This window comes from Streptomyces sp. 5K101, from assembly GCF_046506645.1.
Classification (GTDB): domain Bacteria; phylum Actinomycetota; class Actinomycetes; order Streptomycetales; family Streptomycetaceae; genus Streptomyces.
Map to the genome: position 1 here is coordinate 14,001 of NZ_JBKFFO010000036.1, position 14,143 is coordinate 28,143.

Annotated in this window: 9 protein-coding genes and 4 pseudogenes; 8 read left to right on the plus strand and 5 right to left on the minus strand. The window is 69.5% G+C overall.

Annotation, left to right across the window (positions count from 1 at the left end; translation table 11 throughout):
* Positions 1-63: 63 nt before the first annotated feature.
* Both ACLB9X_RS32975 and ACLB9X_RS32980 read right to left on the minus strand, forming a co-directional pair.
* Positions 64-486: a hypothetical protein gene (locus ACLB9X_RS32975; RefSeq protein WP_410364107.1), complete on the minus strand. Its 423-nt coding sequence runs from the start codon at positions 484-486 to the stop codon at positions 64-66.
* Positions 483-1,314, minus strand: a pseudogene (locus ACLB9X_RS32980) (IS5 family transposase). Before ACLB9X_RS32980 ends, ACLB9X_RS32975 begins: the two are co-directional and overlap by 4 nt.
* A 74-nt stretch (positions 1,315-1,388) precedes the next feature.
* On the opposite strand from ACLB9X_RS32980, the gene ACLB9X_RS32985 reads away from it, so the two are divergent.
* The 3 genes and pseudogenes from ACLB9X_RS32985 to ACLB9X_RS32995 all read left to right on the plus strand — a co-directional run bounded on the left by ACLB9X_RS32985 (position 1,389) and on the right by ACLB9X_RS32995 (position 4,910).
* Positions 1,389-2,804: an AMP-binding protein gene (locus tag ACLB9X_RS32985; protein WP_410364116.1), complete on the plus strand. Its 1,416-nt coding sequence runs from the start codon at positions 1,389-1,391 to the stop codon at positions 2,802-2,804.
* Positions 2,801-3,936 (plus strand): annotated as a pseudogene (locus tag ACLB9X_RS32990) (beta-ketoacyl synthase N-terminal-like domain-containing protein). The gene ACLB9X_RS32985 and the pseudogene ACLB9X_RS32990 overlap by 4 nt, the downstream one beginning before the upstream one ends.
* Positions 3,933-4,910, plus strand: a complete 978-nt coding sequence (locus ACLB9X_RS32995; protein WP_410364108.1) for a beta-ketoacyl synthase N-terminal-like domain-containing protein — start codon at positions 3,933-3,935, stop codon at positions 4,908-4,910. Before ACLB9X_RS32990 ends, ACLB9X_RS32995 begins: the two are co-directional and overlap by 4 nt.
* Here the strand turns inward: ACLB9X_RS32995 and ACLB9X_RS33000 are convergent.
* Positions 4,900-6,540 (minus strand): annotated as a pseudogene (locus ACLB9X_RS33000) (IS200/IS605 family accessory protein TnpB-related protein). The gene ACLB9X_RS32995 and the pseudogene ACLB9X_RS33000 overlap by 11 nt on opposite strands.
* Positions 6,533-6,802: pseudogene (locus ACLB9X_RS33005) on the minus strand (recombinase family protein); the annotation flags it as partial. The pseudogenes ACLB9X_RS33000 and ACLB9X_RS33005, both read right to left, overlap by 8 nt.
* A 93-nt stretch (positions 6,803-6,895) precedes the next feature.
* On the opposite strand from ACLB9X_RS33005, the gene ACLB9X_RS33010 reads away from it, so the two are divergent.
* Positions 6,896-7,897: a thioesterase domain-containing protein gene (locus ACLB9X_RS33010; protein WP_410364109.1), complete on the plus strand. Its 1,002-nt coding sequence runs from the start codon at positions 6,896-6,898 to the stop codon at positions 7,895-7,897.
* A 76-nt stretch (positions 7,898-7,973) separates the two neighbouring features.
* Here the strand turns inward: ACLB9X_RS33010 and ACLB9X_RS33015 are convergent, their stop codons facing one another.
* Positions 7,974-8,363, minus strand: a complete 390-nt coding sequence (locus ACLB9X_RS33015) for a hypothetical protein (RefSeq protein WP_410364110.1) — start codon at positions 8,361-8,363, stop codon at positions 7,974-7,976.
* 514 nt (positions 8,364-8,877) lie between these two features.
* On the opposite strand from ACLB9X_RS33015, the gene ACLB9X_RS33020 reads away from it, so the two are divergent.
* From ACLB9X_RS33020 to ACLB9X_RS33035, 4 genes are all read left to right on the plus strand, one after another.
* Positions 8,878-9,999, plus strand: a complete 1,122-nt coding sequence (locus ACLB9X_RS33020; RefSeq protein ID WP_410364112.1) for a phosphotransferase enzyme family protein — start codon at positions 8,878-8,880, stop codon at positions 9,997-9,999.
* 910 nt (positions 10,000-10,909) lie between these two features.
* Positions 10,910-12,790 carry an ATP-binding cassette domain-containing protein gene (locus ACLB9X_RS33025; protein WP_410364113.1) on the plus strand — a complete coding sequence of 627 codons (1,881 nt, stop codon included), beginning with the start codon at positions 10,910-10,912 and terminating at the stop codon, positions 12,788-12,790.
* A gap of 47 nt (positions 12,791-12,837) precedes the next feature.
* On the plus strand, positions 12,838-13,419 hold the full coding sequence (locus ACLB9X_RS33030) for a class I SAM-dependent methyltransferase (protein ID WP_410364114.1): 582 nt from the start codon (positions 12,838-12,840) through the stop codon (positions 13,417-13,419).
* Positions 13,420-13,450: 31 nt separating this feature from the next.
* A complete protein-coding gene (locus tag ACLB9X_RS33035; protein WP_410364115.1) occupies positions 13,451-13,720 on the plus strand; it encodes a hypothetical protein in 270 nt (89 codons plus the stop codon).
* Positions 13,721-14,143: the final 423 nt, after the last annotated feature.

Sequence of the window (14,143 nt, forward strand, 5' to 3'; positions counted from 1 at the left end):
CTTGGTGCCCGATTCGCTGCTTCGTCTGGGGTGAGTGGGCAGGTCGCGGCGATGCCGGGCGGCTTACGGCCGCGGCTGGGTGAACAAGCCCTGCTCGGTCTCGACCAGGATCCCGCGCTCGACAAGCCGCTTGAGCTTCAGACGGGCGTTGTTGACGGTGTTGGGTGCGATCTGCAGGTCCATCGCCTCGCACACCTGCCGGGCCCGCAGCGGGCCGTCGGCCGCGGTGAACACCGCCATGATCTGCTGGTAGGCCGGATGGTCCGGCAGCTTCGGCGGTGGCGGCGCAGGCGGAGTCGGCTCGGGCAGCTCCAGCAGCGTTTTGCGGGTGATCCGGATCTCCTCGGCGGTCCGGTGAAGCTCCTCCAGCTGCGCGGAGAGTTCCGCGATCCGCTCCCTGGCCGCCTCGGCCTGCGCGGCGAGCTCCCGCTCGCGCTCCTCCAGCCTGGCCAGCACCGCCCCGAGCGTCAGCTCCCCGCCGGTCATGCGGTGCGCCAGGCCGGCGCGGCAGCCCCGGTCAGCCGGCGCAGTATCACCGCGGTCATCGCCCAGTACACCCGCGACTCGGAGGTGCGGGGCAGGTGCTCGTAGTCGCGCACCAGCCTGCGGTGCAGCATCAAGATCCCGTAGGCGCGCTCTACGATCCACCGCTTTGCCTGGGGAACGAACCCGGTCTGTGCCGGATTGCGCTCCACGATCTCCACCTCGATGCCACCTGTTGGCCGTGCGCGACGACGGCGTTCTTGAAGCCTTGGTCGACCAGGGCCTTCTCGACGGTGTCGGTTTCGGCGGCGACCTTGTCCAGCAGCGTGATGCCGACGGCGTTCTCGTGCGCCGACGCGGCCACCACGACCACCGCGATCACCAGCCCCAGGACGTCAACGGCCAGGCCGCGCTTGCGGCCCGGTACTTTTTTTGCCGCATCACGCCCCGTCGTCTGCGCGGGCACCCCGGCCGCCGCGTGCACGCTCTGGGTGTCGAGCACCACCAGGCTCGGGTCCGCCTTCCGGCGCGCCTTCTCCCGCACCTGCCAGCGCAGCAGGTCGTGGATGGTCTGGTCGGTGCCGTCGTCGCGCCATGTGTAGAAGTAGTACTTCACCGCGCCGGGCGGCGGGAAGTCGTGCGGCAGCAGGTCCCACTGGCAGCCGGTGCGGCCCTGGTAGAGCAGCGCGTTGACGATCTCCCGCATCGCGTACCGGCCCTGATGGCCGCTGACCGAGGAGTGCGCGGCCTTCCACGCGGTGATCACCGGCTCCCGACCAGCGACCACTGCTCATCGGACAGGTCGGTCTTGTAGGACTTGCGCTCGCTCACAGCAACCAGCCCAGCATGCCCATGGCCGCCGACCGGCCGGGATACCGCACTGCCACACATTCAGGTGACGCCAAATCACCTATGCACTCTCATACCGCCCTCTCAGGGCAGCAGGAGTGCCTGAGGGCGCCCGCGGCCTCCTGGTCGCCGACGATTCCGTGGCGACCGTTGTCGCTGTCCTCGGCCTGTGGTGGCACGGCTGCGTCCCCGTGGTGATCAGCCCGATGCTCACGGACGACGAAGTCCGCTACATCGCCGAGAACTGCGCCGCCGCGATGGTGCACCTCGACGCAGCTCCCAAGCGGCAACGCGCCTTGGAGGAGCTGTTCGAGACGACGACCCAGTTCGCTGGCGCTGACGTCCTGGCTGCTCTGGCGACGGCCGAGCCCGGCCCCACACGCCGTCCGCAGGAGGCCGGGCCGCCGGCCGCGTGGAGTGCGGGGCGTGAGGCGCTCGTGCAGTACACCTCCGGAAGCACCGGCATGCCCAAGGGGGTGCGGCACTCGGCGGGTGCGATCGCGGCCATGGCCGACGGCATCGGCACGGTACTGGCGCTGACTCCCGAGGACACCGTGCTGTCCACCGCCCGGCTGTCCTTCGGCTACGGCTTCGGCAGTTCCGTCCTGTGCGCTCTGGCGGCCGGCTCCCGCGTTGCGCTCATCCGCGGCCCGGTCGACGTTCACTCGCTTGCCGCCGCGATGCGGCGCCACCAACCCACCGTGCTGTTCTCCGTCCCACGGCTGTACGCCGCGCTGCTGAACGCTTTTGGGACGGCGCTCGCCTCCGACTCCGTGCGGCTGTGCGTGGCGGCGGGCGAGAATCTGCCGGGTCCGCTCACCGAGCGGATCCGCACCGCCTTCCAGGCCGAGCTGCTCAACGGTCTCGGCGCTACCGAGGTGCTCTACATCGTCGTCGGCACGCCGCCGGGGAAAGAGCGTCCGGGCACCTTCGGGGTCCCGGTGCCCGGGATCACCGCGACCGTCCGCGCTGCGGACGGCACGCCCGTCGCCGACGGGGAGGAGGGCCGGCTGCACATCGCCGGCCCGACCGTCGCCCTCGGCTACATCGGCCGGCCGGAGGCTGCCGCGGTCACCTTCGCCGACGGCGGTGCGTACACCGGCGACGTGGTGCGCCGTGCGCCGGACGGCACGTTCACCCATCTCTGCCGCGCCGATGACCTGCTCAACCTGGGCGGCTACAAGGTCGTGCCGAGTGAGATCGAGAGCGTGATCCGCGGTGCGGAAGGGGTCCAGGAGTGCGTGGTGGTCGGCGGCCGCGATGCTGACGGCCTGGAGCAGGCCGTGGCGTATCTGGTGGCCCGGCCCGGATTCGACACGGCCGTGGTGCGGCGCGCGGTGATCGCCGCGATCCGTGGCGGTCTTGCCGCCTACAAGCGGCCCGCCCGTCTGGAGTTCCTCGACGAGCTCCCGACCACGTCGACCGGGAAGCTGGCCGCCTTCGAGCTGAGGAAGGCGGCTGCACAACCGTGACCTGGGACATTACGGGCATGGCCGCCGTCGCCAACATCGGTGCCAGCCCCCGGGAGATATTCGCCGCGTTGTGCGCGGGCCAGGAGAGCCGCAAGCCTCTGCGAGCGTTCGACCCCGACAAGTACAGGGCGGCCTACGCCTACGAGATCGACGACCGGCCCGAGGGCGGTGGCGACACCCCGCGCCGCGCCACCCGCTGGCTCACCACCGTTATTCGTCAGGCAGTCGCTGACGCGGGCCTGGGCGAGGACCTGTCACACGTACCCGTGCTGGTCGGGACCACCATGCGCGAGCAGCGCAGCCTCGAGCTGTGGTGGCGAGATCACGCGGAAGTCGCGCTCGAGGACCTGCACTTCGGCACCACCCTGAAGGAGACCTTCGGCGCGTCCACCACGTACACCTTCGCCAACGCCTGCTCAGCCACGCTGTACGCGCTCGGCATGGCCACCGACATGATCGAGCTCGGCATGGCCGACACGGTCGTCGTCGCGGGCACCGACGCCGCCACCGAGAGCGGCTTCGGCACGCTCGACCGGGTGCAGAACGACATCCCCGACGCGCTGCGCCCCTTCGACGCCACGCACAAGGGCATGCTGATGGGTGAGGGCGCGGCAGCCGTCGTCGTCCAGCGCGCCGGCACCGGGCACGGGCCCGTGCACGCCCGGGTGCGCGGTGTGGGCATGAACTGCGACGCTCACCACCCCACCGCGCCCGACCCGACGGCATCACACGCGCGGTCCAGGACGCCTACAGCAGAGCAGGGGTACGGGCGGAAGACATCGACCTGGTGATGCTGCACGGCAGCGGAACCCCCCGCAACGACGAGACGGAGTCGAGCGTCCTGCGCCACATCTTCCACGGCGCCGGAACCGGTCCGCGGATGACCGCCATCAAGGCGATGACCGGCCACACCCTGGGCGGTTCGGGACTCCTCAGCCTGCTGATGGCGGTGCTCGCCATGAAGGAGGGGACGGTACCCCCGGTCCTGGGACTCACCGACCCGATCCCCGAGGCCGTAGGACTGGGCCTGGTGCAGGGCTCCCCCGCATACGGCGACCTGACCATCGCTCAGATCGACGCGTTCGGCTTCGGAGGGATCAACGCCGTCGCGATCGTGGAGGCCGCCCGATGAGCGGGACGAGTACCGCACGTACGAGTAACCCGAGCGCCCGGGAGGTCGTCGTCACGGGCATCGGACTGGCGCTCCCAGGTGTCGCGACGTACGGCGACCTCCTCGGACCGCTGCCTGGCGAGGGCGGCTTCGACCCGGCAACCGGGCTCAGTGGACGCGAGATGCGCCACAAGGACCGTGCGTCCCGGCTCGCTCTGCGGGCTGCCGACTCCGCCCTCCACGATGCGGGCCTGACCGACGCCAACGCGACGTTCACGGGCGTGGCTGACTCGACCGCCGTCGTGGTCAGCACCAACCTGGGCAACGTGGACAGCGTCTGCGAAGCCACCGACACCATCGCCAGGGCAGGCGTCAGGGGCCTCAGCCCCTTGGGCCTGCCACAGACATCAAGCAACGTCATCGCCGGCTGGGTGGCCATCCGCTACGGGCTGCGCGGCCCCAACCTCACCGTCTGCAACGGCGTCACCAGCGGCCTGGACGCCCTCGCCTGGGCCCGAAACCTCATTGTGGCCGGGCGCGCCGAAGCAGCCGTCGTCGTCGGCGTCGAACCAGCCAACGACGTGGCGACGAAGCTGCTCGGCCAGCAGTCCACCGACGCGGCGGTCGCGATCGTACTCGAACCGGCGGACGCAGCCGCTTCCCGTGGCACACGGCCGCGCGCCACGATCGCCGGGTACGCACGAACCCGGGACCTCACCGCGGCGCTTCCCTCCGCCGGTGTCACTGAGGAGAAAACCGTCGCACTGTGGCTCGTCGACGAGGCGGGTGCCGGGTCAGGCCAGCTGCTCGCAGCCACTCGCCGAATCGACCTGGAAGCCCAGCTGGGCCCGCTGTCCGGGGCACTGGGCGTCCTACAATGCGCCGCCGCGGCCGCCCATCTGGAGAGCGACGCCACCGGGAACGTGCTCGCCACGGCCGGAGGCCCTCGCCACGACGCGGCAGCCGCTCTGCTGCTGACCGTTCCTAGTCAGTGAGCAGGAGTGAGTCTTGGACCCATACCTGTGCACTGCGGACATCCCGAACGGTTTTGGGTGTCCTGGTCTCCCGCGTTCGCTCCGCGTGCGGCTGTACGCATCCTGTGCGTGGTCCGGGAAGGCGGGGGCGGGTTTCCTCACGCCCTCGGGTGTCTGGTCCGGCCTGGGCGGTCCGATGCCCCGCAGCATCGCTCTGGTGCTGCGGGGGCGGTGCCGTCCGTCGCCGGATCGGGTGTCCGAGGGCGCGTCGCCCGATCGCGATGCCTGCGGCATCGTGACGGGACATCTTCCGGTTGTTGCTGGTGAGGGGCTTGCGCCAGTGCTCATCGCCCCACATCGACGTGTACGCCGGATCGACGGCCACGATCGACAGGTCAAGCTCGGCCGCCATGGAGACAAGGCGGGCCTTGAGCTTTCCGGTGGGGATGCCGGAGATGAGCTGGCGGAACTTCTTGCGTCGGCCGTGCTTCTCGCGGGTCTTCTCGGCGGTGAAGTCCAGGTTCTCGATGCCGATGGCCTTGACGCCGCAGTGCCGGGCCCAGTGCAGCAGTTGGCTGATGGCGTGGCGGACCTGGGCGTCGCGGTGGTCCGCGGTGCCGGTGAGGTCGTAGAAGAAGCGTTTGGGGTTGCCGACGGGGTTTCCGTGTCGGTCGAGCCGGTAGGCGGCGAAGTGGTCGGCGTTGGTGTCCACGCCGACCATCCCGGCGGCGCGTGCCGTCTCCATCGGGATCGTCTGGACAACGGGCCGTGTCCACGAGGCTGTCAGGTACCAGCGGCCTCGGACCACGTCCAGGTGGATACCGTAGGCCACGGCCCGGTTCGCCTCGATGCGGTCGCGCCACTCGGCTCCCCGGTGCTGGAACTGAACCCGGGTGGCGAGGACGTACCGGCCGTGCTTGCTGTTGGCCAGGTGGGCGAGCGGCGCGGGCAGCTTGATGGAGATTTCGCCGTCCGGGGTGACGCGGATGGTCTCGTTGCCCAAGCGTTTGCCGGACTCGCCGTCGGCGGCGAGGAACCAGCGCTCGGCCTCCCACCGATGCCGCCATTGCTGCTCGGTGAGATGGGCGGCTGCGAGGTTGTGACGGTTGCCCAGGAGGCGCCGGCCGCCACGCACGACGTGTACGACACCGGCCTCCCGCTCAGCACGGGCCAAGTCCAGGCGGTGTTCCAGGGTCGCCAGGCGGCGGGACTTGTGGAACCACTCGCCCTTCGAGCGGTATCCGCCGGGTGCCCGCTTGGTGCCTTTCTCCCCGATCGGCTGAGACAAGCGGTGCATCAGCGTGCGTACTCCGGCCTCAAGCCCGTGGATGTGGGCGAGCTGGCAGCGGCGGGACAGCGCCCACTGATCGTGGGTGGCCTTCGTGATGCTCCCGGCCCACCGGGACGACGAAGCGGACGTCAGGCCCTGCTTCCGTGCCGCTCACGAATCCGTGTTGTGGTCCAGGCCGTCAGCGCACCGGGCCTTGAGATCGAGCGAGGCGAGGCGGCCGAGGTGTTCGCCGACCAGACGCAACACCTCGTTGTCCGTGTCGGTGAGGTGCTTGAGCCGGTCGCGCACCGCCACCCCGGACGGCCCGAGCGCGACAAACGGCGCCTCGATCGTGCGGAGCTTCTTCTTCGGCTCACTCAACGCAAGCCGCCGCTTCGAGAGCCTTCTTCGCCCGGTTCCTCGCCGACCGGCGCCCGTACAGGCGGGCACAGAACGACGTCAGCACCTCCACCGTGTCCCGCACCAGATCGTCTTCCACTTCGCCTTCGTTCAGCACCATCAGGCGACGGCCCGTGGCGGACAGGGCCGCCTCGATCAGTTCGACGTTCATCCGGCCAAGACGGTCTTTGTGCTCGACCACGACCGTGGTCACCACCGGGTTGGCCAGCAGCCGCTTCGCCCTCGACCCACTCACTCAATCAACCCTACAGAGCGAACAGTTGGCTACCTCTTGACCGACCATTCGTCTATCCACGTAGGAGCGAAGGGAACACCAATGAGCACTGCGTCCGTGAACATCGAGGAGCTCCGCGCTCTGATAGCCGGCGTACTGGAGATCGAACCCGCGGAGGTCACCGACGAGGCGCACTTCTCCGACGAGCTTGAGATCGACTCGCTGCTGATGCTCGAGATCTCAACCCGCGTGGAGACTGCGTTCGGGGTCCCGGAGAACGCCGTGGTCATCAGCGGTGCCAAGACCCTCGCTGAGCTGCATGCCTTCGTCATCTCGAAGCTCGTCGGCGAGACGTCTGCTTGCCCGGTCATCCGCCCGAGGCCGCTGAGCGACCCAGCGGTGCGCATGTTCCTGTTCCACCACGCCGGCGGCTCACACCTGCTCTATCGGGGCTGGTCGGAGTACTTCCCCGAGGACTGGGAGCTCTGCCTTCTGGAGGCCCCCGGCCGAGGCCAGCTGCAGACGTTGCCGCTGATCGACGACTGCGACCGGCTGGTCGACTACTTCCACGCCGCTATCGCTCCCTTGCTCGACCGGCCCTTCGGGTTCTTCGGCCACAGCATGGGCTCACTCATCGCCTACCAGCTCACCCGCCGACTTCACCACGAGGGGGATCCGCTCCCGGACTGGCTGGGTGTGTCCGCCTACGGCGCCCCGCGAGGTGAGGCCGGCGCCGACGGCCGCGCTCACCTGATGTCCGATGACGAACTGCGCGGCTGGCTGCGGAAGGTGGGCGGCAGCCAGCCGCAGCTCCTCGACGACGACGCCGTCTGGCGCAAGTTCGCCCCGGTGTTCCGTAACGACTTCCAACTCCTGGACACCTGGGCTCCTCCCCGCGACCCCGAACCGCTGCCCGTTCCGCTCTCGGTATTCGGGGGCCGCCGCGACAGGCTGATCGGCGAGGACCGTCTGCTCTCCTGGCAGGCGTTCACCACGCACTTCCGCGGACTCGAGAGGTACGAGGGCGACCACTTCTATGTGATGAACCACCGGCGGCCGCTCGCTGCCGCCATAACGGCCGCGATGCGTTCCGCCGCTGCTTGAGCCCGCTTCCACCGCCGAGCCACCCGCTATATGACCACTTCCAAGGGGCGCCTGCGGAGGGTGTGGCGGTGGGCCCTCAGGCGTCGGGGTCGACTTCGGGGTGCGTGAACCGCACGGGCCTGCCCAGTGACCGGGCGTAGGCGATTTCGGCTCGGGTGCTGTCTCCGATGTAGTCGCCGACTACGAGCACCTCATCAGCGAGCAAGATCTTCGACCGGTGCAGTTCGTCGAGTCGAACCTTCAGGGCCTCCGCCTCGACAGGATCGGACCAAAGTTCGTGCGGCGACTTCAGATCGCAGCCCGGCTTGACGACAATTCTTCCGGCTTTGGTCTCCCGCAGATCGGCCTCAGCCATCTCGGGCATGAAACGAGTGGAGCCGCAAATCGCAACAATACGCGGGAAACTCAGCTGCTTCTTCGCCTCGGCGAGCTTCTCCACGGGGGTGATCACTTGCGGGGATGACACTGGTTCCTCCTGGTGGTGCGGCCCGAGGGATGCCTGCAGAAACAAGATCGAAGGTGTCCATGATCATCTTTTGGCGAATGACGTGGACACCCGCGCGCCCGCACTCTATGCGACGAGCATCCTTACCTGGTGCCGCTGCGCCCGCCGGCCGGTCCTACGCCCCGCCTGGGCGATGCCGAACTGGTCAGCCTCGCCACGAAAAGCCGGTGTCGGTTACCGCGTTCACCGCCTCCATCAGCCGATTCACGCGGCAGGGCGCCGCAGTGTCGGCTTGGTCGGCCGGTCCCCTGCCGGCTGGTGGTGGTGCCGGGTCGGGCTCGGGTACTGCCACAACCCGAACGAGGGAAGCACGATCAGATGACCGCATTGACGGAGCGTGTCCATCGGCGAGCTTGCGGCCCCGCTGCACCCGGCGCGGCCCGCCGCAGCTCGCTGAGCACCTGGCGGCGGTCCGTGCCCGCGTCCTGATCGACCCGACCACCTGCCGCCCGCTCATCATCTGACCACTATCGCTGTGCGCTTCGACGAGGAGACCATGTCCACCGCATCTCACCAGCCCGCCACCAAGCCTGTCGCCGCGCCTTCCACACCCGGCCGCACCGCGGAGGGGGAGCAGATCATGGCGGTCGCCGACACGCTGGTGCTCGCGTACGGGCTGCACCCGGCAGACATCACGCGTATCCCGGAGGGCACCGCCACGGACAACTACGCCGTCGTGGACCAGGCGGGCCGGCGGCACTTCGCCAAGGTCTACCGCACTCGAGAGCACTTGGATCTGGAGCGGGCGTCGGTCGAACTGTCCGAGTACTGCGCCGACGGAGGTGTCGCGACCGCGCGGGCAACCCGCACGCGCGAGCACGAACTCATCGAGACCCACGGCCGCCTGCCGATGTCCCTGTGGTCGTACGTGCCGCACACCGCGACCGCCGAAGGCGGCCTGAGGGATGCACGGTGGGCAGCGGTCGGCACAGCGATGGGCCGCCTCCACAGCCGACTCGCCGCTCACCCCGCCGCCGCACCCACCCTGAAACCTGGTGCCGCGGTGTGTGACGTGGCTACCGCACGAGACAGCTATGAGGGTCTGATTCTCGCGTTCCAGAGCAAGCCCAGGCTTGGGGAGTTCGAGGCATGGTCGCTGCAGGCGACGCGTGAACGGCAAGCTCTCTTGGGTGGCGTCGAGCGCATCCTTGCTTCGCTTCCACCGCTGACGGTCCAGGTCTTGCACGGCGACCTATCCGGCCCCAACGTCCTGTTGCAAAACGACGATGCCGCCGCGTTCGTGGACTTCCGACCGCCCACACCCTTGTACCTCGCCTGGGAAATCGCGCGTCTGGGCTGTGACCCCAGCAGCGTGCTGGCCAACGGTGTGGAGGGATGGCTCACCGGATACACCGATCTCACCCTGGCCTACCGGGACGCCAACCCCAAGGCGTCCGCGAACGACCTCGTGTCCTCGCTCCGTGTGGGCTGTGCAGCCGTGCTTTGCTCGACGTTTCCGTTCTCGGCACCAGTGAAACGTCCGCACATCGTCGACGCAGCACTCGAGTCCTACGGCAGGGCGCGGCACGAGGCCGATCTGATGCTGCTGGACCAGCTACCTGTCTTAGAGGAGGCCCTGCGCGACGCTCTTCGCTGAGTTCATGACCCTCATGGCCAGCGTAACCGGTCATCGAACTCGTCCCGGACCCGCCTCTACCCGCCCCGCCGATGAGCTGCGGTGTTGGTGAGGTCACAGGCCGGTGAGGATGCGCGCCAACTCGTCAACGAGCGCGATGAGTTAAGCATATTCGGCTCCGTGACGACCGTGCCGGCGGCCGCCGTAGGCAGCCTGGACCGCACTGAGCTGCGCCCACCGCCGCGCGTTTCCGATCGAGTTCAGCGGCGCAGGTGAAGGCGTCGAGGGTGCGGCGGATCCCCCCGGCCAGGTCTCTCTGCTCGGCGAGGACGACCGACCGGGACTTGGTCAACGTGCCGCAGTCGTATGTCCCGGTCGCCCACCCAGCCCTTCGAGTCGACGGCCAGCCCGGGCTGTCGGGTGCCCGCCAGAACGTTCCGCGCGTTCAGGTGGCCGTGGATCTGGGTGTCTGGCTGGTGGTGCGCGAGCTCGCGCACCGTCGCCGTCGCGGCGTTCGGGACGGCAGGGCGTCCGGAACCTCCCGGGCGTCGCGTCGCAGTGCCACCGCCCAGGCCTCCTGGGTGGCGGGCCGGCGTGCCGTCCGTGCGGCAGCGCGGGGCACATCTCATCGCTGCCGCAGCCAGCCCGCCCGACCACGCCCGCTCGCCGGCGCGACCCTCGGCGATTCGGCCAACCCCACAGCTCGGCAGACCCGTTGGGGCGGATGGGTCCATGCATTCTCCACGCGCCGCCACCCGCTCTATCTCGGGAGATCCGGAGCGACCGAAAAACACCAGTTCGATATCTCGGCTGGCTCGTTGAGCCCACGGACCAGGCGTGACCGACAGATCGGGGGAGCAGCTTGAGCACGGGCAGCACATCCGCGCAGCAAGGCAAGGCCGTATCGGAGGCGAGTCCTCCGGAAGACGCCGTGAGCACGCCGCAGGAGGAGGAGTTCCTCTACCGGGACACCTCTCGGCTTCAGGCCGGGGCGCAGATGACGACCGTCACGATGGCGCGGCGCCTGCCCGCGCTGGTGCTGCGCTCCTTGAAGATGGCCTGGCGAGTGGACCGGGTGGCGACGGCCGGTCTGCTCGCCTGCCAGGTCGGCACCGGGGTGCTCGCGGCCTTGGGCCTGCTGGCCGTCACCGGGACCCTGACCGCGCTGATCTCCTCCGGCGACATCTCCGAGCGGCTGTGGGAGGCGGCCCCACAGCTGGCCGTCATCGCCGCGGCGACCGGCCTTCGCGCACTGCTGGGTATCACCGTGACGTGGCTGACCGGGCGGCTGCGGCCCTTTCTGACCCGGGCCGCGGAGCTCACCATGATCGAGGCGGCGCTCGGCGCCGAGCTCGCCGCGAACAACCAACCCGGCTACAACGACTTCTACGACATCGCCGACCGCGGGTCCCAGGTCACACCCGATCTCGTGGAGGAAGCCCAGGACGTGCTGGCCGCCACCGCGACCCTCGCGGCCGGAGCCACCGTCCTCGCCGTGATCCACCCGCTCCTCCTGCCTCTGCTGCTGCTGGCGTGTCTGCCGCAGGCCGCCGCGTACGTGCGGGCCGCGCGCGTGGTGTATCTGGCGGGCCTGAAAACTTCCGGGCGGCGCCGGATGCTGCACAAACTGCGCTGGCACATGGCCTACATGGAGTCCAGCGAGGAGATGCGCGCCTGCCTGGCCGGCCCGTTCCTCCTCGGCCGGTACCGGCGGCTCGCCGCCTCGGTCAACGCCGCCGAACGCAGGGCCGCGAATACGGGCGCGTGGATGGGCCTGGCGGGCGCGGCCGCCGGCGGGGTGGCCTCGGCCGCGGTGTGGGCTGCGCTGCTGTGGCTCCTGGCCTCCGGGCGCATGGACCTGGCGGCCGGCGGTGGCGCAGTCTTCGCACTCCAGACGGCGACCGGATCCGTCCGCGGCATCATCAACGGCGGTGCCCGCCTGGTGCGCACCGGCTGTAACGTGCAGGACTGGCAGAACTTCCTCGACAACGCCCACGGGCAGGCCATGGCCGGCTCGCGCGGTACGAAGACGCTGTCCGCGGCCCCGGAGCGTTTCGAGGTCCGCGACGTCACCTACCGGTACGACGGTGCCGAGCGGGACAGCCTGAGCGGGGTGTCGCTGCGGGTGCGGCGCGGGGAGATCGTGGCCCTGGTCGGGGAGAACGGATCGGGAAAGTCCACGCTGTCCCGGTTGATCTGCGGCCTGCTCCTGCCCACCTCCGGCGAGGTGGCCTGGGACCACACCACCACCGCCCAGATGGAGCCCTGGGAGGCGTGGAAGCACGTCGCCCTGGCCCCGCAGAGGTACTCGTACCTGCCGCTGACCCTGCGGGACAACATCACCTTTGGGCAGGGCGACCGCAGTGACGCCGCGGTCCTGGCGGCCTGTGCGGCGTCCGGCGCCGCCGACATGCTGCCCGCTCTCCGGTCCGGCATCGACACCCTGTTGACCTCCGAGTGGTTCGGCGGCCAGCAGCTGTCCGGCGGGCAGTGGCAGCGCGTCGTGCTCACCCGGGCCTTTCACCGCGAGGCGGCCCTGCTGGTGATGGACGAGCCCACGGCCGCCCTCGACGCCCGTGCTGAGCACCACGTCTTCACCGGGCTGCGGGAGCTGGCCAAGGACCGGGCCATCCTCCTGATCACGCACCGGCTCGCCAACGTCGCCGTGGCCGACCGGATCGTCGTCCTCGACCAGGGACGCCTGGTGCAAGAAGGGACCTACGCGCAGCTCACCCGCGAGCCCGGCCTGTTCCGGTCCCTGTGGGAACTTCAGCAGCGCACCGGCGGTGGCGAGGCGGGCGACACCGCGTGACTTCCAGTCCGCGCGGCCGTGCCGCCCGCCCGCGAAGGAGCTCCTTCATGACCACCGCGTCCACCGCGGCCGCGACCTACTGGGAGCCGCTCTGGTCCCAGGGCCGCCGCTACCGGCAGCTCGACGACACCGAGAACCGGTTGCTGGAGGACCACCTCGGCCCCGGTCGTGACCGCCCCGCCCTCGACATCGGCTGCGGCGACGGCTCGCTCGCCCGGCGCCTCGCCGACCTCGGCTACCGCACGACCGGCATTGACTGCTCCCCCAGCGCCATCGCGCTCGCCGCCGCCCAGGACGCGGGGCCCGGCCACGAGCCGGTCTGGCGGTGCATGGACTTCACCACCGACGACCTCCGTGCCCTGCCCGAGTCGGCGTACGCGGTCGTCACCTGCCGCCTGGTCTACCGGTGGATCGACGACAAGGCCGCCTTCCTCGACCGCGTCCGCCACATCCTTGCCCCGGGCGGGACCTTCTGGGTGGTCACCGAGATCGCCGGGCGCCGCCCCGCTACCGACCCTCTGCAGGGCCTCGGCATCACTCCCGCCCAGGCGGAGATCCTCACCGCGGGCTGGTCCGCCGTCCAGACCGCCGACCTCGACGTCCTGCGCTGCTACGCCCTGCGCCCCTGACCCCCGCTTCGGCTACCGGATGGAGAACTTGGTGACCACCGAATCGGACACCGTCGAGACCTGGAACGTCTACGGCGCCCACCGACTGGCCAGAAGGCTGGAGCTGCCCGAGCTGCTGGTCGCGGTCGGCCGCTCGCTCCTGGTTGTCATCTGGCACCTGCTCTCGACCCCGGACACCCGCTTCCATGATCCGGGCTCCGACTACTACGACACCCGCATCGACCCCGACCGACGCAAGCGCAACCACATCCGCCAGCTCGAAGCCCTCGGCTTCACCGTCACCCTCGCACCCGCCGCATGACAGAGACACAGATCAGCCCGTCGGCACTTCGCCCACGGGCTGATGACGCACGCCTTCCGGTCCCTCCATTCTCGGATGAGACAGCACCCGGCAATCATTCGCCTGGGACCACATCACCTGAGATCTCAAGATCTCCACGTCTCAGCTGAGCTGGTCGCGCAGGTCAGGAGCCCGACTCGGAGCCAGATCATCTAAGCCCGGATCCACCGCTTCTCGGTGCTGGCAGGTCGTGAATTTGAACGGACAGATGCCCTCTGACTTGGGATGATCTTGGTTGCTGAGGCCGAATCGTTCCACGTCGAGAGGGCATCTGACGAGTGCGAGCTTCTCATGATCTGGGCCGGGTTCCGGTGCGTTTCGACGAGCCGAACCTCGTGCCGTGCGCCGGTCTGCTTGCACCGGCTCTTCTTGCCCAGCGGACCG